At 71.3% G+C, this 23,527-nt stretch carries 17 protein-coding genes; 4 read left to right on the top strand and 13 right to left on the bottom strand.

The window, feature by feature from the left end; translation table 11 throughout:
* Positions 1 to 54: 54 nt before the first annotated feature.
* Genes NKJ47_RS02800 through NKJ47_RS02790 form a run of 3 tightly spaced genes read right to left on the bottom strand, consistent with a single transcriptional unit; the run spans position 55 to position 2,097 of the window.
* Entirely contained in the window at positions 55 to 483 is a 429-nt protein-coding gene (locus NKJ47_RS02800; protein ID WP_254460039.1) for a ketosteroid isomerase-related protein, read from the bottom strand.
* Between the two features lie 55 nt (positions 484 to 538).
* The gene (locus NKJ47_RS02795) at positions 539 to 1,153 is read right to left on the bottom strand and encodes a YdcF family protein (protein WP_425612900.1); all 615 of its coding nucleotides are present in this window, start codon (positions 1,151 to 1,153) and stop codon (positions 539 to 541) included.
* Positions 1,138 to 2,097 (bottom strand): pyridoxal-phosphate dependent enzyme, encoded by a 960-nt coding sequence (locus tag NKJ47_RS02790; protein WP_254460037.1) that lies wholly within the window; start codon positions 2,095 to 2,097, stop codon positions 1,138 to 1,140. Before NKJ47_RS02790 ends, NKJ47_RS02795 begins: the two co-directional genes overlap by 16 nt.
* 164 nt (positions 2,098 to 2,261) lie before the next feature.
* On the opposite strand from NKJ47_RS02790, the gene NKJ47_RS02785 reads away from it, so the two are divergent.
* Both NKJ47_RS02785 and mnmG read left to right on the top strand, forming a co-directional pair.
* Positions 2,262 to 2,777: a hypothetical protein gene (locus tag NKJ47_RS02785; protein ID WP_254460036.1), complete on the top strand. Its 516-nt coding sequence runs from the start codon at positions 2,262 to 2,264 to the stop codon at positions 2,775 to 2,777.
* Positions 2,778 to 3,288: 511 nt separating this feature from the next.
* On the top strand, positions 3,289 to 5,178 hold the full coding sequence (mnmG, locus tag NKJ47_RS02780; protein WP_254460035.1) for a tRNA uridine-5-carboxymethylaminomethyl(34) synthesis enzyme MnmG: 1,890 nt from the start codon (positions 3,289 to 3,291) through the stop codon (positions 5,176 to 5,178).
* A 193-nt stretch (positions 5,179 to 5,371) separates the two neighbouring features.
* On the opposite strand, the gene NKJ47_RS02775 is transcribed toward mnmG, so the two are convergent.
* From NKJ47_RS02775 to NKJ47_RS02755, 5 genes are all read right to left on the bottom strand, one after another.
* Positions 5,372 to 6,331 (bottom strand): alpha/beta hydrolase, encoded by a 960-nt coding sequence (locus NKJ47_RS02775; protein WP_254460034.1) that lies wholly within the window; start codon positions 6,329 to 6,331, stop codon positions 5,372 to 5,374.
* Positions 6,332 to 6,663: 332 nt separating this feature from the next.
* The gene (locus NKJ47_RS02770; protein WP_254460033.1) at positions 6,664 to 7,521 is read right to left on the bottom strand and encodes a PA4780 family RIO1-like protein kinase; all 858 of its coding nucleotides are present in this window, start codon (positions 7,519 to 7,521) and stop codon (positions 6,664 to 6,666) included.
* Positions 7,522 to 8,129: 608 nt separating this feature from the next.
* Positions 8,130 to 9,572: an efflux transporter outer membrane subunit gene (locus NKJ47_RS02765; RefSeq protein WP_254460032.1), complete on the bottom strand. Its 1,443-nt coding sequence runs from the start codon at positions 9,570 to 9,572 to the stop codon at positions 8,130 to 8,132.
* Positions 9,569 to 12,697: an efflux RND transporter permease subunit gene (locus NKJ47_RS02760; RefSeq protein WP_254460031.1), complete on the bottom strand. Its 3,129-nt coding sequence runs from the start codon at positions 12,695 to 12,697 to the stop codon at positions 9,569 to 9,571. The genes NKJ47_RS02765 and NKJ47_RS02760 overlap by 4 nt, the downstream gene beginning before the upstream one ends.
* A 10-nt stretch (positions 12,698 to 12,707) precedes the next feature.
* Positions 12,708 to 13,898, bottom strand: coding sequence for an efflux RND transporter periplasmic adaptor subunit (locus NKJ47_RS02755; RefSeq protein ID WP_254460030.1), 1,191 nt, complete (start codon positions 13,896 to 13,898; stop codon positions 12,708 to 12,710).
* Positions 13,899 to 14,194: 296 nt separating this feature from the next.
* Between NKJ47_RS02755 and NKJ47_RS02750 the strand changes: the two genes are divergently transcribed.
* Positions 14,195 to 16,624, top strand: a complete 2,430-nt coding sequence (locus tag NKJ47_RS02750) for a membrane-bound PQQ-dependent dehydrogenase, glucose/quinate/shikimate family (RefSeq protein WP_254460029.1) — start codon at positions 14,195 to 14,197, stop codon at positions 16,622 to 16,624.
* 388 nt (positions 16,625 to 17,012) lie between these two features.
* On the opposite strand, the gene NKJ47_RS02745 is transcribed toward NKJ47_RS02750, so the two are convergent.
* The 4 genes from NKJ47_RS02745 to NKJ47_RS02730 are packed head-to-tail and all read right to left on the bottom strand — an operon-like array spanning position 17,013 to position 22,145.
* Positions 17,013 to 18,320, bottom strand: coding sequence for an MFS transporter (locus NKJ47_RS02745; protein WP_254460028.1), 1,308 nt, complete (start codon positions 18,318 to 18,320; stop codon positions 17,013 to 17,015).
* A 48-nt stretch (positions 18,321 to 18,368) separates the two neighbouring features.
* A complete protein-coding gene (aroD, locus tag NKJ47_RS02740; RefSeq protein WP_254460027.1) occupies positions 18,369 to 19,274 on the bottom strand; it encodes a type I 3-dehydroquinate dehydratase in 906 nt (301 codons plus the stop codon).
* Between the two features lie 37 nt (positions 19,275 to 19,311).
* Entirely contained in the window at positions 19,312 to 20,640 is a 1,329-nt protein-coding gene (locus tag NKJ47_RS02735) for a carbohydrate porin (RefSeq protein ID WP_254460026.1), read from the bottom strand.
* A complete protein-coding gene (locus NKJ47_RS02730; RefSeq protein WP_254460025.1) occupies positions 20,637 to 22,145 on the bottom strand; it encodes a right-handed parallel beta-helix repeat-containing protein in 1,509 nt (502 codons plus the stop codon). Before NKJ47_RS02730 ends, NKJ47_RS02735 begins: the two co-directional genes overlap by 4 nt.
* 281 nt (positions 22,146 to 22,426) lie before the next feature.
* Here NKJ47_RS02730 and NKJ47_RS02725 point away from each other — a divergent pair, with 281 nt between their 5' ends.
* Positions 22,427 to 22,978 carry a gamma carbonic anhydrase family protein gene (locus tag NKJ47_RS02725; protein WP_254460024.1) on the top strand — a complete coding sequence of 184 codons (552 nt, stop codon included), beginning with the start codon at positions 22,427 to 22,429 and terminating at the stop codon, positions 22,976 to 22,978.
* A gap of 9 nt (positions 22,979 to 22,987) precedes the next feature.
* Here the strand turns inward: NKJ47_RS02725 and NKJ47_RS02720 are convergent, their stop codons facing one another.
* Positions 22,988 to 23,461, bottom strand: coding sequence for an Lrp/AsnC family transcriptional regulator (locus tag NKJ47_RS02720; protein WP_254460023.1), 474 nt, complete (start codon positions 23,459 to 23,461; stop codon positions 22,988 to 22,990).
* Positions 23,462 to 23,527 lie beyond the last annotated feature (66 nt).

Genomic DNA, 23,527 nt, shown 5'->3' with positions numbered 1-23,527 from the left:
GCGCGGACAGTTTTGCGACAGCGCGAACGCACCGGCCTCAGGCCGGCGCGCGGCTCAGGCGGAGACCTGCGCGATCCAGTCTTCCAGGTTGTAGTAGTTGCTGACCCGGGCGATCTTGCCGTCGCGAATGTCGAAGAACGCCCCACCCGGCAGCACGTAGCGCTGGCCGCGCGCCTCCGGCAGGCCGGTGTCGGTGTGGTGGTACTCGCCATGCACCACGTACTCGGCGGCGGCGCGGCGGCCGTCCTGCGCGGCCAGCACCACGATGTCGTGCAGTTGCTCGCGGTAGCTGGCGTTCATGCGCTGCAGAAAGGCGGCGAACGCGTCCTTGCCGGTCTCGCGCGCGCCCTGGTTGAGGTCGTGGGCGACGTCGTCGCTGAGCATGCCCAGCATGCCGTCCCAGTCGCCGCGGTTGAACGCCGCGTAATAGGCCTGGACCAGGGCGATGGCCTGGTCCTGCGCAGGAACTCCGTGGTTGCTCATGGCGGTCGCCCCTCCAGTCGTGGAAAGGCCCAATCATACGGGCTCGCCGCAACGCTCAGGCGGCCTGCTCCAGCAGGTCGCGATGGAAGAAGTACAGCTCCTGCAGCAGGAAGCGCCAGCGGGTCTGGAAGCTGCGGAAGCGGCTGCTCGGGGTCGACGACGCCAGCGCGTCGATCTGCAGTTCCTGGCACAGCCGCAGCGCCCGCGCCATGTGCAGCGGATCGCTGACCACGATGACCCGGTGCAGGCCGTGTTCGCGCATCAGCCGGCGCGCCTCGATCAGGTTCTGCCGGGTGGTGCGCGACACCGTCTCGATCAGGATCGCGTCGGCCGGCACGTCGTGGCGCAGCGCGTAGCGCCGGGCCACCTGCGACTCGGCGAAGCGCGCGCCGTTGCCGAAGCCGCCGGTGAAGATCAGGGTCGGCGCGTAGCCGCGCTGGTACAGGTCCAGGCCGTGGCGGATGCGCTCCTCGAACACCGGCGACGGCTTGGCGTCGTAGGCCGCCGCGCCAAGCACGATGATCGCGTCCGCCGGCGCCGCCTGGTCGCGGTCGCCGACCCAGACGATGTAGATCGCCACGCCCAGCAGCCACAGCCCCAGCAGCGCCGCCAGGCGCAGCAGCCAGCGCAGCCAGCGGAACCCGCCCCGCGCGCTCATGCCGCGCCCCACGGCAAGGCATCCAGGTCGACGTTGCCGCCGGACAGGATCACCCCCACCCGCCGCCCGGCGAAGCGCGCCGGCTGCGCCAGCACCGCCGCCAGGGCGATCGCCGAGGACGGCTCCACCACCTGCTTGAGCACCTGCCACAGCAGCCGCATCGCCGCCACGGTCGCCGCGTCCTCGACCACCATCACCTCGGCATGGCCGTGCAGCAGGGCGAAGTTCGGCTCGCCCAGGCTGCCGCGCAGACCGTCGCAGACGGTGTCCGGGACCATGTCCACGCGGCGCTCGCCGGCGGCCAGCGAGCGCGCGGTGTCGGCGGCGCCGGCCGGCTCGGCCAGCAGCAACTGCGCCTGCGGCGCCAGCGCCGACAGCGCCAGGCGGCTGCCCGCGGCCAGGCCGCCGCCGCCGACCGGCACCACCAGCAGGTCCAGTCCGCCGCTGGCGTCGAGCAGTTCCAGCGCCGCGGTGCCCTGGCCGGCGATCACCGCCGGATCGGCATACGGATGCACCAGGGTCGCGCCGGTGTCGCGCTGCACCCGCGCACACATCGCCTCGCGCGCGGCGATGGTCGGCGCGCAGCGCCACAGCGTGGCGCCGTGGCGGGCGATGTTGGCGAGCTTGGCCGCGACCGCGCCTTCGGGCACCACCACATGACAGCCGATGCCGCGGGTGCGCGCGGCCTGCGCCAGGGCCGCGCCATGGTTGCCTGAGGAGTGGGTGACGACCCCGCGGGCCGCCTGCGCCGGATCCAGCGCCCACACCGCATTGCAGGCGCCGCGGAACTTGAACGCGCCGCCGCACTGCAGGTGTTCGGCCTTGAAATACAGCTGCGCGCCGGTGGCGGCGTCCAGCGCCTGCGAACGCAGGACCGGGGTCGGCCGCGCATACGCGGCGATGCGTGCGGCGGCCGCCAGGACGTCGCCGAACTCGGGCAGAAAACGTGAGACCATGCGCGAAAGGGTAGCGTATCGTCGCCAACGTGCAGCGCCCGCGACCGGCGCAGGTGCGCCGCCGTTGCGCGCGACTTAAGCGTTCAAGTGCGGCGCGGGAAGTTAAGGGGGGATTCAATGCAACGGACCGAACCTGTCAGCCAGCCTGATGGAGGGCAAATGCCATGAAACTGAGCCTGATCTGCGCCGCTGGACTGCTGGCCGCACTGGGCGGCTGTGCCACCTACGATTACGCCGGAGGCGGCGACGGTGGCTACTACCGTGGCGCGCCCTCGGTCGAATACCGCTATCCGCCCGGTTACTCCGAGTACTACTCGCCGTACGGCGCGGTGCCCTACTACGGTTACGGCCCGGCGTATTACGGCTACTACGGCTACGGCGTGCCGTATTACTACTATCGCGGCTACGACGGCCCGCGCCACCGTCCACCGCCGCGCCCGCGGCCGGACGACGGCGGTTCGTCGCCGCCACCGCCCAGCGTGGGCGGTCGGGTGCCGACGCCGTGGCGCGACCTGGACCGCCTGCGCCGTCCGGATGCGCTCAATTCGGCGCCGCGGCCGCAGTCCATGCAGCCGCCCCGGCCGGTGATGCAGCGCCCTGAGGCGATGCCGCGGCCGCCGGCGCCCCGCCCCGGCAACATGGGGCGCAGCAATGGGACACGTCGCACACTCGAGCCCTGAGAAAGGGCTTGCGTTCGCCTGTCACAGCAAGCACTCTACGTCCTACGGGGTGACCGCCTGCGTCGCTTTATGACCCGAAGGGGTTGACCCCACCGTCTATGTCGATGTCCGACAGGGAAATCTGGATCCCCCCTGTTCCGGCCCTGTCGGGCGTCGGCGCCTCACAACGAAAAGCCCCGGTCCGCCGGGGCTTTTCGCGTTGGGGCCTTGTCGTTGCTGGCGCGCGCGCCGGCCGGCGGCGGAAAACGGGCATAAAAAAGGGCCGGTAGTCCCCCGACTACCGGCCCCCAGCTCCCCCAACGTGCGCGTGACTGGCCCCTGTTCCAATTCCAGTCATACGCCCCTGACGCATTGCCACGTTGGGTGCAGTGGGAATATCTGCAGATTGCGTGCCAACTTGAGGCCCAAATCTGCAATTTGTGATGCAACCGCTAAAATTCATGTCCACGCCCAGGGCGACCCCCGCCCGCAGCCCCCTGCCGCCGGTCCCGTGCCGGCCGACGAGACCCCGATGAGCGACTCCTTCTACCGCTATGACGTGATCGTGATCGGCGGCGGCCACGCCGGCACCGAAGCGGCGCTGGCGTCGGCGCGTGCCGGCGCGCGCACCCTGCTGCTGACCCACAACGTGGAGACGGTGGGGGCGATGAGCTGCAACCCGGCCATCGGCGGCATCGGCAAGGGCCACCTGGTCAAGGAGATCGACGCGCTGGGCGGGGCGATGGCCCAGGCCGCGGACCTGGCCGGCATCCAGTGGCGCACGCTCAATGCCTCCAAGGGCCCGGCGGTGCGCGCGACCCGCTGCCAGGCCGACCGCAGCCTGTACCGCAGCGCGATCCGGCGCCTGGTCGAGGCGCAGCCGAACCTGACCCTGTTCCAGGCGGCGGTGGACGACCTGGTGATGGACGGCGAGCGCGTGCGCGGGGTGCTGACCCAGACCGGGCTGCGCTTCGAGGCGGCGGCGGTGGTGCTGACCGCCGGCACCTTCCTGGCCGGCAAGATCCACATCGGCCAGACCCAGTACGCCGGCGGCCGCGCCGGCGATCCGCCGGCCACCGCGCTGTCGCAGGCGCTGCGCGACGGCCGCTTCGGCGTGGACCGGCTCAAGACCGGCACCCCGCCGCGTATCGACGGGCGCAGCCTGGACTACGCGGCGATGGAGGAGCAGCCCGGCGACGATCCACTGCCGGTGATGTCGTTCCTGGGCGAGGTCGCCCAGCATCCGCGCCAGGTCTCGTGCTGGATCACCCACACCACCGAGCGCACCCACGCCATCATCCGCGGCGCGCTGGACCGCTCGCCGCTGTACACCGGGCAGATCGAGGGCATCGGCCCGCGCTACTGCCCCTCGATCGAGGACAAGGTGGTGCGCTTCGCCGAGAAGGCCAGCCACCAGATCTTCGTCGAGCCGGAAGGCCTGGACGTGGTCGAGATCTACCCCAACGGCATCTCCACCTCGCTGCCGTTCGACGTGCAGCTGGAGCTGGTGCGTTCGATCCGCGGCTTCGAGCGCGCCCACATCACCCGCCCCGGCTACGCCATCGAGTACGACTTCTTCGACCCGCGCGGGCTCAAGGCCTCGCTGGAGACCAAGGCCATGCCCGGGCTGTTCTTCGCCGGGCAGATCAACGGCACCACCGGCTACGAGGAAGCGGCCGCGCAGGGCCTGATCGCCGGCCTCAACGCCGCGCGCCAGGTGCGCGGGCTTGAGCCGTGGTCGCCGCGCCGCGACCAGGCCTACATCGGCGTGCTGATCGACGACCTGATCACCCACGGCACCAGCGAGCCGTACCGCATGTTCACCAGCCGCGCCGAGTACCGGCTGCAGCTGCGCGAGGACAACGCCGACGCGCGCCTGACCGGCATCGGCCACGACCTGGGCATCGTCGACGAAACGCGCTGGGCGCGGTTCCAGGCCAAGCAGGAGGCGGTGGCGCGCGAGAACGAGCGCCTGCGCGGGCTGTGGGCCACGCCGGGCAACGCACTGGGCCGCGAGGTCGCGGCCACGCTGGGCGTGGCGGTGAGCCGCGAGACCACCGTGCTGGACCTGATCAAGCGCCCGGAACTGGACTACCCCGCGCTGATGCGGGTGCCGTCGCTGGGCCCGGGCGTGACCGATGCGCAGGTGGCCGAGCAGGTGGAGATCGGCATCAAGTACGCCGGCTACCTGGACCGCCAGCGCGAAGAGATCGCGCGCCAGCAGCGCCACGAGGACACCCCGATCCCGGCCGCGTTCGACTACGCGCAGGTGCGCGGGCTGTCGGCCGAAGTGCAGCAGAAGCTCGAGCGGGTGCGTCCGCAGACCGTCGGCCAGGCGCAGCGCATCCCCGGCATGACCCCGGCGGCGATCTCGCTACTGCTGGTGCACCTGGAACGCGCGCGGCGCAGCCGGGTGGCGTGATCGGTCGCGAACGCGCAGCGAGCGCAGCACTCGCGTAGGAGCGGCTTCAGCCGCGACCCGGGGTGCGTATCGGCAATGCCCCGTCGCGGCTGAAGCCGCTCCTACGGATGCGACGGACGCATGGTTCCAGGCGAGGCAGCGCGTGCCACCACCGGCGGCGATTGCCGGGAGGTGGTACGCGCTGCGATGGGGCTCAGTCCTGCGCGGGCACCGGCAGCAGGCGCTGGCGCAGCAGCAGCGCGGCCAGGTCCAGGGTTTCGCCGGCCACGCGCAGCACGCCGCCCATGTTGATGAAACCGTGGATCATGCCCGGGTAGATGCGCACCAGGGTTTCCACGCCCGCCTCGCGCAGGCGCTGCGCGTAGTGCAGGCCTTCGTCGTGCAGCGCATCGCGCTCGGCCAGCACCACCAGCGCCGGGGCGACGCCGGCCACGTCCGGCGCCACCACCGGCGAGATGCGCCAGTCCGACGCCAGCGACGGGTCCGGCAGCAACTGGCGGTCGAAGTAGCGCATCGCCGCCTCGGTCAGCGGCGGGATGCCGGCGTTGTGCACGCGCGAGGGGAAGGGGTTGTCCGGACGCACGTCGGTCAGCGGGTAGATCAGGACCTGGCAACGCAAGGCGATGCCGGCATCGCGCGCATCCAGCGCGGCGCTGGCGGCCAGGGCGCCGCCCATGCTGTCGCCGGCGATCGCCAGGCGCTGCGGATCGGCGCCGACCTCGCCCGGGTGCGCCGCCAGCCAGCGCAGCACCGCGATCACGTCCTCGATGCCGGCCGGCGCCGGGTGCTCGGGCGCCAGCCGGTAGTCCACCGCCAGCACCTGGCAGCCGGCGCGCGCGGCCAGTTGCCGGCACACGTCGTCGTGCGAGTCGAGGTCGCCGACCACGCCGCCGCCGCCATGCGCGTACACGCAGGTCGGGGCCGGACCGGCGTCGAGGCCGTGCGGGCGGTACAGGCGCAGCGGAACCGGCGCGGCCGGACCCGATGCCTGCAGGTCGCGAACCTCGGCCATCTCCGCGCGCGGGAAACCGAACTGCGCGGCGACGCCGCGCATCATCGCCCGCGCCTCGGGCAAGGGCAGTTCCTCCATCGGCGGCTGCCCGGACTGCTGCGCCAGGGCGAAGAAACGGACGACGTCTGGATCGAAATACATGGGTGGCCCTCCCGGGGCAGCTGCGCAAGCGGCGTCGAGCAAATTGTTATTGCCAATAACCATTTCCGCAAATAAGCGAACTGTAACGCGCATCACTACGCCTGGCGGGTCGGCGGCAGATGGCTGGTCGCACGTGCGCAGGCGCGCGCGCAATGCAGGCGTGGCAAGGCTTCGCGCGGTTTGCGGCGCGCGGTGGCCGGTGTCGCAAACGTGACTGCGCCGCATTGCAGCGCAACATGGGCGTGCGCGAAAGCGACTTCGCGCCAGGGTCTGTCGGCTGTTCCCGAGAGTGCGCCGGCATCCGCTGGCGTTCGCGGGGCGGGACGACAGCCCTAGTCGTCCTGCGCAGCGGCCTCTCGGCCCTGCTGGCGGATGATGGCTTCCTGCCGCGCGTCCTCGATCGAGGCGCGCACCGCGCGCACGTCGGCGCGGCGGGTGTCGAAGGTGAAGCGGCCGCTGAGCGCGCTGTCCGGGCGCAGCGTGCCCTTCTCGTACAGCGCCCACATCTCCTCGCCGTAGTGGGTGGCGTTGAGCTCGGGGGCGAAGCGGCCCAGGCAGTCGCGCAGGTTGTGCACATCGCGCAGCAGCATGGCGCGGGCGGCGTTGTTGCCGGCGGCGCTGACCACCTGCGGGAAGTCGATCACCACCGGGCCGTCGGCGCCGACCAGCACGTTGTATTCGGACAGGTCGCCGTGGACCAGGCCCAGGCACAGCATCCTGACCACGTCGCCGACCAACTGCGCATGAAAGGCCTGCGCCTGCGCCGGTTCCAGCTCGACTTCGCTCAGCCGCGGCGCGCTCTGCCCGTCGGCGTCGGTGACCAGCTCCATCAGCAGCACGCCGTGGAAGTAGCCGCGCGGCTGCGGCACGTGCACGCCGGCGTCCACCAACTGGTACAGGGTGTTGGCCTCGGTGTCCTTCCACGCCGCCTCCTGCTCGCGGCGACCGAACTTGCTGGCCTTGCCGATCGCCCGCGCCTGGCGGCTGCCACGGACCTTGCGCCCTTCCTGGTACTGCACGCGGGCCTGGAAGCTGCGCTGCGCCATGTCCTTGTAGACCTTGGCGCAGAGCACGTCGTCGCCGGCCTGGACTACATAGACTGCGGCCTCCTTGCCGCTCTTGAGCGGGCGCAGCACGCCGTCGATGACGCCATCGTCGATCAGCGGCTGCAGGCTCGGGGGGATCTTCATCGGTTGCGGCATACCTAGAGTGAGTCGCCGCGATTATGGCCCAAGCCTGGCGCGCTGCCCGGCGCGCTGGGGCGGTGTCGAGGGTGTCGCCAAGGCGCTGAAGAGGCGCCCGGGGCGTGCCTGCGGCCAGTGCGATGAAGGAGATGCGGCGCGCAAGCGTCCGGTATTTGTCTACGACGCCCGCCGAAGCATACCGCTACGTTCAGCTATGAAGATGGCGGCGTGAGGCTGGTCGTGGCGTGTGCCGCGGGGGCGCGCACGAGGCGTCGCCGGGGTCGGTGGTTGGAGAGCCGTCCGAGTGCCGTCGCGTCGGGACTGAAGTCCCTCCCACAAGGGATGCCTCCTGCGCCGGGTCACCTGGCGTCGCATGCCGTTGCGGACAGCCGGGTCCGGGCATGAAAACAGCGGCGCGGCGGCTGGCCGTGTCGGGTACCACGGGGATGTCGCACAGGGCCTCGCCTTGGTCGACCGTTGGACAGCGTCCAACTGCCATGCGTCGGGACTGAAGTCCCTCCCACGGGAGAGCGTCGCGCGTGGCGACGCTCCTGCTCGCTCAGGTCTGCCTCAAGCAGGCCTCAAGCTCGCCTCAGGCCTGCCTCGGTTCCAGCTCAGGGCGCGGCCGCGGCCTGGGCCTGGGCGTCGGCACCGCCGCCGAGCACCTGGTACAGGGTCACCCGGTTGCTGGCGTCCTGCAGGCGCAGCGCGATCAGCGCCTGCTGCGCGGCAAACAGCGACCGCTGCGCATCCAGCACCGGCAAGTGACCGTCCAGGCCGGCGCGATAGCGCGCGTCGGCCAGGGTATAGCTGCGCTGGCTGGCGTCGACCAGGGCCTGCTGCGCGCTCAGCTGCGCCTGCAGATGGTCGCGCGCGGCCAGGGCGTCGGCCACTTCGGCGAAGGCCGACTGGATCGCCTTCTCGTACTGCGCCACGGCGATGTCCTTGCCGAGCTTGGACGCGTCCAGCGAGGCCTTCAGCGCGCCGGCGTGGAAGATCGGCGCGGTGATGCTGGGCACGAACGACCAGGTGCGGCTGCCGGCCGAGAACAGCGTCGACAGCGCATCGCTGCTGCGGCCGGTCGACGCGGTCAGGCTCAGCGAGGGGAAAAATGCCGCGCGCGCGGCGCCGATGTCGGCATTGGCCGCCTGCAGGCTGTGCTCGGCGGCGAGCACGTCCGGACGCTGCAGCAACACCGCCGAGGACAGGTGCGCCGGCAGCGGCGCCAGCACGACACTGTCCTGCAGCGCCTGCGCCGTCGGCAACAGTGCCGCCTCCACCGGCGCGCCGACCAGCAGCTGCAGCGCATCGCGCGCCTGCGCCAACTGGGTGGCGGCGCTGGCCACGGCGACCCGCGCCGACGCCACGCTGGTCTGCTGCTGCGCCAGGTCCAGCCCCGACACGCTGCCGACGCCATGCTGGCGCTCGGTCAGTTGCAGGGTCTGCGCCTGGCTGTCCAGGGTCTGCTGCGCCAGCGCCAGTTGTTCCTGGTCCGCGCCCACGGTCAGCCACGCCGCGGCGACCTGGGCGACCAGGCTCAGGCGCACGCTGCGCTGGTTCTCGGCGCTGGACAGCCAGTTCTGCAGGGCCTCCTGGTTGAGGCTGCGCAGTTGCCCGAACAGGTCCAGCTGCCAGCTGCTCAGGCCGACCTGGACGGCGTCGTTGGTGGAGAGCTGGGAGACGCCATCGTCATTGCTGGCGGCGCTGCTGCGGCCGCGGCTCATGCTGGCGCTGGCATCGAACGAGGGCAGCTGCGCGGCGCGCTGGATGCGGTACTGCGCGCGCGCCTTGTCGATAGACAGCATCGCCACGCGCAGGTCGCGGTTGTTCTGCAGGGCCAGCGCGATGGTCTGGCGCAACCGCGGATCCAGGAACACCTGCTGCCAGTCCGGCATCGCCAGGGTGTCGGTGGCGGCGCCGGCGGCCGGCGCCGCATCGGCCGCGGCCAGGTCGGCCGGCACCGGCGCCACCGGACGCTGGTAGGTCGGCGCCAGGGTGCAGCCGGCCAGGACGAGCAGCGTGGCCGCCGCCACGCTCATGCGCGAGACGGCGCTCATGCCTGCACCTCCTCGGTGGCGGCCGGGCGGCCGGGGAACAGCCGCCGCACGATCACGTAGAACAGCGGCACGAAGAACAGGCCCAGGGTGATCGAGGCCAGGGTGCCGCCGGTGACGCCGGTGCCCAGCGAGTGCCGCGCGGCCGAGCCGGCGCCCTTGCTGAACACCAGCGGCAGCACGCCGAGCAGGAACGCCAGCGAGGTCATCAGGATCGGCCGCAGGCGCATCTGCACCGCGTGCAGGGTGGCGGCCAGCAGGCTTTCGCCGCGGTGTTCGAGGTCGCGCGCGAACTCGACGATGAGGATGCCGTTCTTCGCCGCCAGGCCCACCGTGGTCAGCAGGCCCACCTGGAAGTACACGTCGTTCTCCAGACCACGCAGGGTCATCAGCAGCACCGCGCCGAACACGCCCACCGGCACCGCCAGCATCACCGCGAACGGGATCGACCAGCTCTCGTACAGCGCCACCAGGCACAGGAACACGAACAGCAGCGAGATCGCGTACAGCGCCGGTGCCTGGTTGGCCGACAGCTTCTCCTGGTAGGCCATGTCCGACCACGCGTAGCCGAAGCCGTGCGGCAGCTGCTTGCTCAGTTCGGCCATCTCGTCCATCGCCGCGCCGGAGCTGACCCCGGGCACCGCCTGGCCGGTCAGTTCCATCGCCGACACGCCGTTGTAGCGTTCCAGCGCGGCCGGCGCGCTGGTCCAGTGCGAGCGGGTGAAGGACGACATCGGCACCATGTCGCCGCCGCTGTTGCGCACCGTCCAGCGGTCCAGATCCTGCGGCGCCATGCGCGCCTGCGCATCGCCCTGGACGAAGACCTTCTTGATGCGGCCCTTGTAGATGAAGTTGTTGACGAAGTCGCCGCCGAGCGCGCTGTTGAGCGTGGCGTTGATGTCGCCCGGGTCCACGCCCAGCGCCTGCGCCTTGGCGTCGTCGATCTTCACCGCATACACCGGCGCGTCCTCCAGGCTGGCGTAGCGCACGTTCATCAGCTTGGGATCGTGCTGGGCCAGGCGCAGCAGCTTGTCGCGCGCGGCGACCAGGGCGGCATGGCCGGCGCCTTCGTAGTCCATCAGCTCGAAGGTGAAGCCGGAGGCGTCGCCCAGGCCGGTGATCGCCGGCGGCGAGGTCACGAACAGTTCCGCATCCGGCACGTCGGCCAGCGCCTTGTTCAGATGATCGGCGATGGTCGCCGCGTCGTCGTCGCGGTCGTCCCAGTCCTTCAGGCGGATGAAGGCCATGCCGACGTTCTGGCCGGCGCCGGTGACACTGAAGCCGGCCGAGGACAGCACCGAGCGCACGCCCGGGTCCTTCAGCGCGGCCTTGGTCAGCCGGTCGGTCACCGCCAGGGTCTGCTCCAGGGTGGAGCCGGCCGGCAGCTTGACCAGCACGTTGAGCATGCCCTCGTCCTCGTCGGGCAGGAACGCACCGGGCAGGCGCCACAGCAACAGCCCGGTGACCGCGAGCAGCAGCGCGTAGGCGATCAGGCCCAGCGCGCGCCGCCCCAGCACCCGCTCGACCAGCGCGCGGTAGCGCTCGGACAGGTGCCGGAAGCGGGTGTTGAACCAGACGAAGAACCAGCCCAGGCGGCCGTGCGAGCCGATCGGCGCCTCGCCCTGGTGCAGCGGCTTGAGGATGGTCACGCACAGCGCCGGGGTCAGGGTCATCGCCACCAGCACCGACAGGATCATCGAGGCGGCGATGGTGATCGAGAACTGCCGGTAGATCACGCCGGTGACGCCGTTGAAGAACGCCATCGGCACGAACACCGCGGTCAGCACCAGCACGATGCCGACCAGGGCGCCGCCGATCTGCTGCATCGAGCGCAGCGTGGCTTCCTTCGGCGGCAGGCCTTCCTGGCCCATGACCCGCTCCACGTTCTCCACCACCACGATGGCGTCGTCGACCAGCAGGCCGATCGCCAGCACCATCGCGAACATGGTCAGGGTGTTGATCGAATAGCCGAACGCGGCGAGCACGCCGAAGGTGCCCATCAGCACCACCGGCACGGCGATGGTCGGGATCAGCGTGGCGCGCCAGTTCTGCAGGAACAGGTACATCACCGCCACCACCAGCAGCACCGCCTCGATCAGGGTGATCACCACCTCCTTGATCGAGGTGGTGACGAACGGCGTGGTGCTGAAGGCGATGTGGTAGTTGTAGCCGTGCGGCCAGTACTGCTTGAGTTCCTGCAGGCGCTTCTCGATCGCCTCGGAGGTCTCCACCGCGTTGGCGTCGGAGTTGAGCTCGATGCCCAGCGAGGCCGAGGGCTTGCCGTTGAAGCGGGTGATGCTGTCGTAGGTCTCCGGGCCCAGACCGATGGTGGCCACATCCGACAGGCGCACGGCCGCGCCGCTGGCATCGCTCTTGAGCACGATGGCGCCGAACTGGGCCGGGGTCTGCAGGCGGCTGCGGGTGGTCACGGTGGCGTCCAGGCGCTGCCCGCGCAGCGCCGGCTGGCCGCCGATCTCGCCGGCGGACACGTCGGTGTTCTGCGACTGCAGCGCGTTCTCCACATCGGACGGCATCAGCGCGTACTTGCGCAGCTTCTCCGGGTCCAGCCAGATGCGCATGGCGTATTCCGAGCCCAGCGGCTGGATGTTGCCGACGCCGCTGACGCGGCTGATCTGGTCGTCGATGTTCGATTCCATGTAGTTGGCGACATCGAAGTTGTCCATGCTGCCGTCGTCGGAGGTGAACGCCACCACCTCGAACAGCGAGCCGCTGGACTTGGTGATGACCAGGCCGTTCTGCTGCACCGCCTGCGGCAACACCGACATCACCGACTGCAACTGGTTCTGCACCTGCACCTGCGCGGTGTCGGCGTTGGTGCCGGTCTCGAACACCAGGTTGACCTGCGCGGTGCCGTCCGAGGCGCTGGTGGAGGTCATGTACAGCAGGTGGTCCAGGCTCTGCTGCGACTGCTCGATCAGCTGGGTGACGGTGTTTTCCACCGTCTGCGCCGAGGCGCCGGTGTAGGTGGCGCGCACGGTGATGGTGGGCGGCGCCATGTGCGGATAGCGTTCGACCGGCAGCCCATGGATGGCCAGCATGCCGATCAGGACGATGACGATGGCCATGACCCAGGCCACCACCGGGTGGTTGACGAAGAAGCGCGACATGCGGGAGTCCTCAGTCGGCCTGGGCGTCGTCGCCCGGCAGCGCCGGCGCGGCATCGAGTTGGGCGGCGGTGACCGGATACGGCTGCGCCGGCTTGCCGAGTTCGGCGCGGCTGCCGTTGACCACGATCAGGCGCTCGCCCGGCTTGAGCCCGGACTCCACCACCCAGTCGTGGCCGATCGCCTCGCCGGTGCGGATGTGGCGCTCCACCACCTTGTTCTGCGCGTCGAGCAGCTTGACCAGCGGCTCGCCCTTGCTGTCGCGGGTCACCGCCTGCTGCGGCACCAGCACCGCGCCCTGGTCGGTGGCCATCGGCAGCACCGCGCGCAGGTACATGCCCGGCAGCAGCAGGTGCTCGGGATTGGGCACCACCGCGCGCAGGGTGACGTTGCCGGTGCCGGCGTTGACCTGGGTGCCGACGAACTCGAGGGTGCCGGCGTGCGGATAGGTGCTGCCGTCCTCCAATCGCACCTTGACCTGCGCCTTGCCGTCGATGGCGTGGATCTGCCCGGCATCGAGCTGGCGGCGCAGCGCCAGCATCTGCGTGCTGGACTGGGTGACGTCCAGGTAGATCGGGTCCAGCCGCTGGATGGTGGTCAGCGCCGCGTCCTGCGCGGCGGTGAGCAGCGCGCCGACGGTGTAGGCGGAGGTGCCGATGGTGCCGGAGATCGGCGCGGTGATGCGGGTGTAGTCGAGGTTGATCCGCGCCGCCTGCAGCGCCGCCTTGGCCGCGACCACCGCGGCCTCGTCCTGGCGCAGGGCGGACAGGGCGTCGTCGGCGTCCTGCTTGCTGGCCGCGTCCATGTCGGTGAGGGTGCGGGTGCGCTCGGCCTTGGGCCGCGCGCTGGCCAGCGCCGCCTCGGCCTGCACCAGGTTGCCGCGGGCGATGTCGTAGGCGGCCTGGTACGGCGCCGGATCGATCAGGTACAGCGGCTGCCCGGCCTTGACCTCCTGCCCCTCCTGGAACAGGCGCTGGCGCAGCAGCCCGCCGACCTGAGGGCGCACGTCGGCGGTCTCGTAGGCCACGGTGCGGCCGGCCAGGGTGCGCTCCACCGGCAGGGTATGCGCCCCCAGGGTCAGCACCCCCACCCGCGGCGGCGGCGCGGCCGCCGGCTTGTCGCCGGAGCAGCCTCCGGCCACGGCAATGGCCAGCAACAGGGCACAGCGAACGGGACGACGAGGCGCCATCAGGAGGTCGGACATGGGAGTGCGGCTGGGAAGAAACGCGCAACGCTACTCTACGGATGTGTCGCATCGCACCATCCCTGTAACGGTGCGTTGTACGGCCTTCACCAAGGTCGGAGAAACGTCGGAAGCGGCACGCAGCGTCGCGCCGGCGAACCGCGGCATTCGTTCTATTACCGAACACAAATGCGATAATCGCCCACGTTGTCGACGTGCTTCCGGGCCGCGGCATGCCATCGTGCGCACACCCCGTCCTCGCCGCCGTCGTGGCCGGCCGCGGGCGCCGCGCGCCTACCCTGCAGAGGATCGAAAACGTGCAAACCCAATCGGATGTGTCGGCCGGCGGCCGGATCGTGCTGTGGAGCGTCGGCCTGCTGCTGGCGCTGATCGGGCTGGCGCTGCTGGTCGGCGGCATCCGCCTGGCCACGCTCGGCGGCAGCGTCTACTTCCTGGCGATGGGCGCGGCCTGCGTGGCCGCGGCGCTGCTGGTGCTGCGGCGGCGCCCGGCCGGCGCCTGGCTGTACGCGCTGGCCTTCGTACTGAGCGTGGCCTGGGCGTACTGGGACGCCGGCCTGGCGTTCTGGCCGCTGGTGTCGCGGCTGATGATGCCGGCGGTGCTGGCGCTGCTGGTCGCCCTCGCCTACCCGACCCTGCGCCGCGCCCGCGGCCTGCCCGGGGGCCGCGGCGCCTATGCGCTGGCGGCGGTGCTGGCGCTGGCCTGCGCCGGCGGCCTGGCCGGCATGTTCGTGCCGCATCCGCCGGTGGTCGCCAGCGGCCCCGGACCGGCGCCGGTGCCGGTGACCCCGGCGCAGGCGCAACGCGACTGGAGCCACTACGGCAACACCGCCGGCGGCAGCCGTTTCGCCGCGCTGGACCAGATCGGCCGCGGCAACGTCGACCAGTTGCAGGTGGCCTGGACCTACCGCACCGGCGACATCGCCGTCAGCGACGGCAACGGCGCCGAGGACCAGACCACCCCGCTGCAGATCGGCGAGACACTGTTCGTGTGCACCCCGCACAACAACGTCATTGCGCTGGACGCCAGCAGCGGCCGGCAACTGTGGAAGCGCGAGATCAATGCGCAGTCCTCGGTCTGGCAGCGCTGCCGCGGCCTGGCCTACTTCGATGCCGACGCGGCGCTGGCCCAGCCCAGCGCCGCCAACGCGTCGCCGGTGGCGGCGGCGGTGCTGCCGGCCGGCGCGAACTGCCGGCGGCGCGTGCTGACCAACACCATCGACGCGCGGCTGATCGCGCTGGACGCGGACACCGGCGCGTTCTGCACCGGCTTCGGCCAGAACGGCCAGGTCGACCTGAAAGCCGGCCTCGGCGCCGCGCCGGATCCGTTCTACCAGTTGACCTCGGCGCCGACCGTGGCCGGGACCACGGTGGTGGTCGGCGGCCGCGTCGCCGATAACGTGCAAGCCGACATGCCCGGCGGCGTGATCCGCGGCTTCGACGTGATCACCGGCGCGCAGCGCTGGGCGTTCGATCCCGGCAACCCGCAGGACACGCAGCCGCCGGCGCCGGGCAAGACCTATGTGCGCAGCACCCCCAACGTGTGGGCGCCGATGTCCTACGACGCCGCCTCCAACACCGTGTTCCTGCCGATGGGCAGCCCGTCCACCGACCTGTACGGCGCCGAGCGCACCGCGCTGGACCACCGCTTCGGCGCTTCGATCACCGCGCTGGACGCCAGCACCGGCAAGGTCAAGTGGGTCTACCAGACCGTGCACAACGACCTGTGGGACTTCGACCTGCCGATGCAGCCGAGCCTGATCGACTTCCCGATGGCCGACGGCCGCCGCGTGCCGGCGCTGATCATCGGCACCAAGGCCGGCCAGCTGTACGTGCTCGACCGCGCCACCGGCAGGCCGCTGACCGACGTCCGCGAGGTGCCGGTCAAGGCCGCCGACATCCCGCACGAACCGTATGCGCTGACCCAACCGCTGTCGGTGGGCATGCCGCAGATCGGCACCAAGCACCTGCGCGAAGCGGACATGTGGGGCGCCACCCTGCTGGACCAGATGCTGTGCCGCATCGCCTTCAAGAAGATGCGCTACGAAGGCCTGTACACCGCGCCCGGCACCGACGTGTCGCTGAGTTTCCCCGGCTCGCTGGGCGGCATGAACTGGGGCGGCCTGTCGGTCGACCCGGTGCACGACGTGGTGTTCGCCAACGACATGCGCCTGGGCCTGTGGGTGCAGATGATCCCGCAGAAGGCCGAGAAGGCGGCCGCCTCCAGCGGCGGCGAGGCGGTCAACACCGGCATGGGCGCGGTGCCGCTGAAGGGCACGCCGTACGCGGTCAACAAGAACCGCTTCCTGTCGGCGCTGGGCATCCCCTGCCAGGCGCCGCCGTTCGGCACGCTCAGCGCGATCGACCTGAAGACCCGCCGCATCGCCTGGCAGGTGCCGGTGGGCACGGTGCAGGACACCGGCCCGCTCGGCTTCAAGATGCACCTGCCGATTCCGATCGGCATGCCGACCCTGGGCGGCACCCTGGTCACCCAGAGCGGCCTGGTGTTCATCGCCGGCACCCAGGACTACTACCTGCGCGCCTACGACAGCGGCACCGGCAAGGAACTGTGGAAGGCGCGGCTGCCGGTGGGCAGCCAGGGCGGGCCGATGACCTACCTCTCGGCCAAGAACGGCAAGCAGTACGTGGTGATCACCGCCGGCGGCGCGCGGCAGTCGCCGGACCGCGGCGACTACGTGATCGCCTACGCGCTGCCGGACGCCAAGTAGGAACACGCCGCACCATTGCCACCCGCGCGCGGTGGCAATGGCTGGCCCCGCGTCCTTGGGGCCTCAGGGCGCCTCGACCGGGCGCAGCATGGTGGCCGGCACCGCGATGCCGGGCACCGAGAACGCACAAGTTCCATGCCCACCACGTCCGAGGATCCGGAAGGTGGGGGGCAGATGCGCGACGCTGGCACGGTGCCAGCACACGGCGCCTGCAGTGCCCGTCCAGCGCTGGAATTGGTGGTCGCCGAACGTCACCGCCGCCACATTGGTCCCGGCGCCGGGCAGCGGCGCCGAGGGAGCGACACAGGCCAGGCCGGCACCGCCAGCGCCGTCAAGCGCGTTGTTCTCGGAGGTTGGCGCAGCGCGCGCCCGGCGGGTCGCCCTGGCTTCAACGCGCTGGCTGCAGCCGCATCGTCAACACCGCGGCAATGGCCACCAGCAGCGGCAACGCCAGCACGTAGTACAGATTGGCCGGCTGCCAGCCGGCGTCGACCAGCACGCCGACGGTCATCGGCGAGAGGATCGCGCCGACGCGGCCGATGCCGATCGCCCAGCCCAGGCCGGTGGTACGCACGGTCGGCTCGAACACGATCGGCGCCACCGCATACAGGCCGGCCATCGAGCCGAACAGCGCCGCGCCGATCACGAAGGCCACCGGGAAGGCCAGCTGCAGCTGCGCGCCCAGCGTGGCGAACACCACCATCCCCAGTGCGGCGATCAGGAAGCTGGCCGCGGTCAACCGCGGCAGCGCGAAGCGTGCGGCCAGAGCGCCGAACACCGCGCCACCGACGATGCCGCCCAGGTTCAGCAGCACGCCGCCGGTGACGCCCTGTTCGGCCGACAGCCCGGCTTGCACCAGCAGCTTGGGCGTCCAGCTCAGCACGAAGTAGAAGGCGAACATGTGCATGAAGAAGCCCAGCGCGATCAGCACGCTGTTGCGACGCAGGCGCGGGGTGAACAGCGCCGCGTAACCCGCCTTCTCCTGCACCGGCGGCCGCGGCGGCAGCGCGTCCAGCGTCGGTGCGCGCATGCGCGCCAGCAGCGCGTTGAGCCGCGCCAGCGCATCCGGCGGGCGCCGGCTGAGCAGGAAATCCAACGATTCGGGCAGCAGCGCCAGCACCACCGGGATGCACAGCAGCGACGCGAGGGCGCCGAACAGGAAGGCCGCGTGCCAGCCCCAGCGTTCCAGCAGCGCCGCGGCGACCAGCCCGCCGAGCGTGGCGCCGATGGGATAGCCGGTGGCCTGCAGCGCAACCGCGGTGCTGCGCCACTTCGGGCTTGCGTATTCGGCGGTGATCACGCCCACGCCGGCAAGCATGCCGCCGATGCCGATGCCGGTGAACACGCGCAGCACGGCCAGTTGCCAGATGTTCTGCGCCAGCGCCGAGGCGGCCATGCCGACGGTCAGGATCGCCAGGCAGCACAGGATCATGTTGCGGCGGCCCCAGCGGTCGGCCAGCGGCGCCAGCAGCAGCGAGCCCAGCGCCATGCCCACCAGCCCGGCGCTGAGCGCGATCCCCAGCAGCTTGCCGGACAAGTGCCAGGCCTCCGACACGTGCGGGGCGATGAACGCCATCACCATCACGTCGAACCCGTCCAGCATGTTCAACAGCACGCAGACCGCAATGGCCGTCCACTGGAAACCGCTCATGCGCTCCAGGACCAGGGCGGTGGGCGGGGCGGCGGCATGGCTCATGGCAACACTCCTGCTAGAACGGCGAACGAGAACCGCAGCGTCGCGGGCTTACTTGGGGGGCGCGGCGGCATGCAGCGCGTCGAGCGCCTGCCGCAACCGCACCGCGTCGATCTGCCCCGGCGCCGAGGCGCTGCCGAGCATGCCGAAGGTCAGGCTCTGCCCGAAGGTGCCGCCGGACAGCCGCGACACCGCGCCCAGCGGCCCCATCGCCATGGTCAGCAGCGGCTGGCCGCTGCGCTGGCGCATCTGCCAGGTGGCGTCGAGCAGATGCAGCACGTCGCCCGGGTCGCGCGGCATCACCGCGATCTTCAGCACGTCGGCGCCCAGCGCCTGCTGGCGCTGCAGCCGCGCCACCATCTCGGCCACCGGCGGGGTGGCGTGGAAGTCGTGGCTGGACATCACCACGTACACGCCTTGCCGGTGCGCGTGCTGCACCAGCTGCCGCACCACCGCCGGGTCGCGGAACATCTCCACGTCGAGCAGGTCGGCGAAGCGCGCGTCCAGCAGCCGCGCGTACAGCGCGCCGTAGGCGGCATCGTCGAGCGGCACCGCACCGCCCTCGGCGTTGGTGCGGAAGGTCAGCAGCAGCGGCTTGCCGTGCAATGCCTGCGCCAGGCGCGGCCCCAATGCCGCCAGCGCCGCCGCGTCGGTGGCGCCGTCCATCAGGTCGATGCGCCATTCGGCCATGTCCGCATCCGGCGAGGCGGCGATGCGCTGCGCCTGCGCCAGCGCCTGCTCGGCGTCATGGGCGGTGATCGGCACGATGATCTTCGGCAGGCCGGTGCCGATGGCGAGCCCGCGGATCTGCAGCAGTTGCGGCGCCGGCAACGGGGCCGCCGCGGGCGCTGACGCGGGCGCCGCTGCCGGAAGCGCCGCGGGCGCGGCCTGCAACGGCGACGCCAGCAGCAGACCGGCGCAGCACAGGAACATCAGTCGTGGTGGAAACAGGGGCATCGGGATCGGCCTGGGCAAGGAGGCGCGCAGCGCGCGCTCAGAAGGTGAGCTTGACCTGCAGCCCCACCGCCAGCGCGTTGTCGGTGCGCGCATAGGCGAAGGTGCCGGGGTTGACGATGTACTGCACATCCGGCCGCAGCATCAGCCACGGCGTCAGCTGCGCGCTGTAGGACAGTTCGTAGAGTTCCTCGGCGGTGTCGAGCGCGAACACCGGCGCGTCCGGCGGCACGCCGGCATCGAGCAGCGCCGCGCGCCGCGCGTCGAGCAGGCGATGGTTGATGTCGGCGCCGACGTAGCCCAGGGCGATGCGGTCCTGGCTGCGCCGGCCGATGCCCTGGTACACCCCGCCCAGCGCGTACCAGCGGGTGATCTGCGCGGTGGCGCGGTCGGACACCATGTACTGGGCGAAGCCGGTGAGGCCGCGCCCACGTTCGCCACCGGGCGAGTAAAGCTTCTGTTCGACCAGCAGGTAGGCGCCGTCGCGGCCGGTGGTGGCGCGCGGATCCAGGCCCTTGCGCGGCACCCGCGAGGAGTCGTAGTAGCCGCCGAACTTGTAGGTGCCCGGATAGGCGCCGCCGGCGCCCGGCGTCCAGGTCAGCTCCACGGGGAACAGCGAGCCGGTGGTGCCGCGCGCGGCCAGGTCGAACGCGGTGTGCACGTTGTTGTTGGTGCGGGGATTGACCTGGAACCAGCCGACCCGCAGGTTCGCCGCCGGCGTCAGTTGCTGCGCCACCTCCGCGCCCCAGCGCGCGTTGGGATAGTTGTACCAACCGCTGTTGCCGGACATCGCCAGCGGATGCGCGCAGAACGCGGCGTTGACGAAGTTGGTCAGCAGCGTGTGCGCGCCGAACTGGTTGCCCATCGCATAGAAGCCGGCCTTGACGTAGGAACGGCCGTCGTTGAAGCGGCGGTCGTAGCTCAGTTCGGTCAGCCGGGTGAACTGGCCGCCGTAGGCTTCCTGGATCGGGAAGCGGTTGCCGAGCAGGTCGGCCGAGGTGCTGCGGCCGCGGCGGTCGTTGAGGGTCACATGCACTGTGCCGCCGTCCCAGCCGGCCAGTTTCGCCAGGTCCAGGTCCACGCCCATCCGCACCTGCTGCGCATAGCGCGCGCCGCGCTCGCCGCGGCCGCCGTCGACCAGGCCCATGGCTTCGCCGACATAGTCGCCGCGCACGTTGACGCCGCGCCGCAGCCAGTCGCTGCGCACGCCGTCCCAGTCGCCGCTGAAGGTGCTGTGCGCCAGGTCGGTGGCGTCCTGCGCGGCGGCGCCGGACGGGGCGAAGGCGACGGCCGCGGCCAGCAGCGACCAGACCGGCAACGACGGCAGGCGTCGCACCGCGCGAGCGCCGGCGGGAGCGACACGGCTCACGGCGCCACCGCCAGCGGCGCGCTCAGCGGCGAGGTCGCGCCATCGTCGCTGGTGACGGTGGCGGTGAGCGTGGCCAGATCCGCGCTGTCGGCCTCCAGCGGCAGCGCGAAGCGGCCCTGCCCCTGCGCATCCACCGACGCCTCGGCACGGCCGAGATAGCGTTCGGCTTCGTCGTCGCCAGGGCGGCGGTTGCCGAACAGTTCCACCGTGTACAGGTGACCGGGCCGGCCGGTGAAGGTCCCCTGCACCTGCGGCACGCCCGCGCCGCGTTCGATCGCGCGCAACTGCGGGGCGGCCTGGCCGAAGTTCGGCGGCGGCTGGCAGCCGTCCGCGGCGGCGGCGCCGCAGATCGCCGCGCGCTTGCGCGGGTCCGGATCGACGCCGATGCCGCGCGAGCCGACGAAGGCCGCGTGTTCCAGGCCGGGCACGCCGAACACGATGGCGCCGCGCGGCTGGCCCGGTGCGCAGGCGCCGCCGGCGAAACAGCGCTCGATCTTCAGGCCGTTGCCGGAGAGCAGGTTGGCGCTGAACCGGTTGGGTTCGCTGCGCGGCTGCGGACGCACCGCGATGCCGATGCCGTTGCCGACCAGGCGGTTGCCCTCGATCAGGTTGTCGCGGCCGCTGACGCTGACCCCGATCGAATTGCCGGCGAAGTCGTTGTCGGCGATGGTGTTGCGGTTGCCCCAGTTGATCTGCAGCCCGTCGGAATAACGCTCGAACCGGTTGCGCAGCACGGTGTTGTCGTTGCCCCACAGGATCTCGATGCCCTGCGAGGGCTCGGGGTTGGCATCGGTGGAGTGGAACAGGTTGTCGGCCACCAGGTTCCAGGCCGCGCCGCGGGTCAGTTCCAGGCCGTCGCCGTTGTCGAGGAAGGTGTTGCGCACGATGCGGTTGCGTACCGTGGTGGTGGCGGTGGACTGGCCGTTGCCGTCGTCGCCGGTCAGCATCACCCCGGCGCCGCCGTGGTTGGCGACGATGCGGTTGTCGCGCAGCACATTGTCGCTGGCGCGGTTGATCAGCACGCCGATGCAGAAGTTGCGGATCTCCAGGCCGCTCAGCTCCACGCCATGGGTATCGCGCAGCACCAGGCCGGGCAGCGTGGTGCTGCGCACGTTGGTGCCGAACTGGCCCTTCTCCGCGCCCGGGCAGGCGGCGGTGCCCTTGCCCTGGATGTAGCCGGCGCCGTCGATGGCGATGTACTGGCCGTCGTGCGCCCGTGCCAGGCCGACCACCTGCAGCGGCCCCTGCAACGCCGGCAACGGCGCGCGCGGGCGGATCACGTAGGACGGCGCGCCGACCGCGGCGATCTCGATGCGGTAGCGGCCGGGCGCCTGGTTGGCGGTGGTGATCGCCCAGCGGAGGGAGCCCGGGGCATCGTCGTCGGCATAGCGGTCCACGGTCAGCACGCTGGGCGCCGGCGGCACCGGCTCGGCCTGGTAGGCGCGCACGGCGCCGGGAAGCAGGGCCGCGAGCAGGGCCAGGCCGCGGGAAAACGCACAGGACATGCACCATCTCCAACAGAATCGGGACCGCGCCGGCGGCGGGCGGCGACGGCACGGCGGCCATCTGCGCACACGTCGTGCGCTGCCAGGCGCCGGAACAGCGGCAACGCTAGTTTTATCGCACTGCACCATTCAAGTGCGAATATCGATTGGCAGTGCGTTTATCGCACAAACGCCCGCAAGGCCCCGTCCTTGCGGGCGTTCCGAAGGCGGCAACCGGCGCCGGGCGCCACGCTATCATCGGCGCCCGCGTGGCCGCCGGCCGCCCACCGCCGGAGAGCGCCATGTCCCCGCTTCGCCCCTACCTCGACAAGACCCCGCAACTGGGCGCACGCGTCTATGTGGATCCGGCCTGCACCCTGATCGGCGACGTGGTGCTGGAGGACGACGTGTCGGTATGGCCGGGCACGGTGATCCGCGGCGACGTCAATTACGTGCGCATCGGCGCGCGCAGCAACATCCAGGACGGCACCATCATCCACGTCAGCCACCACAGCCCGTTCAACGCGGCCGGCTATCCGACCCTGATCGGCGCGGACGTGACCGTCGGCCACGGCACCATCATCCACGCCTGCACCATCGAGGACCTGTGCCTGATCGGCATGGGCGCCTGCATCCTCGACGGCGCCACGGTGAAGAAGTACGGCTTCGTCGGCGCCGGCGCGGTGGTCGGCCCGGGCAAGACCGTCGGCGAAGGCGAGCTGTGGCTGGGCAATCCCGCGCGCAAGGCGCGCATGCTCAGCGACAAGGAGATCGAGAGCCTGCACTACTCGGCGCAGCACTACGTGCGGCTGAAGGACCGCTATCTGGGCGCGGCCGCGGCGGCGTCGGAGTAGCCGCCACCGCTACTCCGCCGCCAACGCCAGCAACGCGCGGCCGATCGGGCGCGGCGTCTCGCTGCGCAGCACCACGCTGGTGGTCACCGCACCGAAGCGCGCCAGGGCATCGATGACCGGCTCCAGTTGCGCCGGCGCAGGCACCAGCACGCGCAGCACGAAGCAGTCCTCGCCGGTGACCCGGTGCACGTCCAGCACCTGCGGCATCTGCGCGAACAGTTGCAGGCACGCGCCGATCTGCGCATGCGTGGTGCGCAGGCGGACGATCGCCGAGGTCGCCAGGCCCAGCGCGCGCGGATCGACACGCGCGGTGTAGCCGGTGATCACGCCCTGTTCCTCGAGCCGGCGCACGCGCTCGGACATCGCCGGCTGCGACAGGCCGATGCGCCGCCCCAGCGCCGCCAGGGCAATGCGGCCGTCGCACTGCAGCGCCTCCAGGATCGCGTAATCCAGCGCATCGCCCCGCCAGGTTTTCGCCGCCACTCGCTTCGCCCCCTCGTCATGCACCGTGGATTCATCGGAAAACCGCCGCTTGCGCCGATGCATCGC

This window comes from Xanthomonas sacchari, assembly GCF_024266585.1.
Taxonomy (GTDB): Bacteria; Pseudomonadota; Gammaproteobacteria; order Xanthomonadales; family Xanthomonadaceae; genus Xanthomonas_A; species Xanthomonas_A sacchari_C.
This window is presented reverse-complemented; position numbering and strand designations above follow the sequence as displayed.

Bases quoted from the DNA above. Each gene is read 5' to 3' on its own strand.
- aroD (WP_254460027.1), bottom strand. From the start codon at position 19,274: ATGCCCCTGTTTCCACCACGACTGATGTTCCTGTGCTGCGCCGGTCTG.
- NKJ47_RS02790 (WP_254460037.1), bottom strand. From the start codon at position 2,097: ATGGTCTCACGTTTTCTGCCCGAGTTCGGCGACGTCCTGGCGGCCGCC.
- NKJ47_RS02725 (WP_254460024.1), top strand. From the start codon at position 22,427: ATGTCCCCGCTTCGCCCCTACCTCGACAAGACCCCGCAACTGGGCGCA.
- NKJ47_RS02760 (WP_254460031.1), bottom strand. From the start codon at position 12,697: ATGTCGCGCTTCTTCGTCAACCACCCGGTGGTGGCCTGGGTCATGGCC.
- NKJ47_RS02785 (WP_254460036.1), top strand. From the start codon at position 2,262: ATGAAACTGAGCCTGATCTGCGCCGCTGGACTGCTGGCCGCACTGGGC.
- NKJ47_RS02755 (WP_254460030.1), bottom strand. From the start codon at position 13,898: ATGTCCGACCTCCTGATGGCGCCTCGTCGTCCCGTTCGCTGTGCCCTG.
- mnmG (WP_254460035.1), top strand. From the start codon at position 3,289: ATGAGCGACTCCTTCTACCGCTATGACGTGATCGTGATCGGCGGCGGC.
- NKJ47_RS02800 (WP_254460039.1), bottom strand. From the start codon at position 483: ATGAGCAACCACGGAGTTCCTGCGCAGGACCAGGCCATCGCCCTGGTC.
- NKJ47_RS02765 (WP_254460032.1), bottom strand. From the start codon at position 9,572: ATGAGCGCCGTCTCGCGCATGAGCGTGGCGGCGGCCACGCTGCTCGTC.
- NKJ47_RS02730 (WP_254460025.1), bottom strand. From the start codon at position 22,145: ATGTCCTGTGCGTTTTCCCGCGGCCTGGCCCTGCTCGCGGCCCTGCTT.
- NKJ47_RS02770 (WP_254460033.1), bottom strand. From the start codon at position 7,521: ATGAAGATCCCCCCGAGCCTGCAGCCGCTGATCGACGATGGCGTCATC.
- NKJ47_RS02775 (WP_254460034.1), bottom strand. From the start codon at position 6,331: ATGTATTTCGATCCAGACGTCGTCCGTTTCTTCGCCCTGGCGCAGCAG.
- NKJ47_RS02745 (WP_254460028.1), bottom strand. From the start codon at position 18,320: ATGAGCCATGCCGCCGCCCCGCCCACCGCCCTGGTCCTGGAGCGCATG.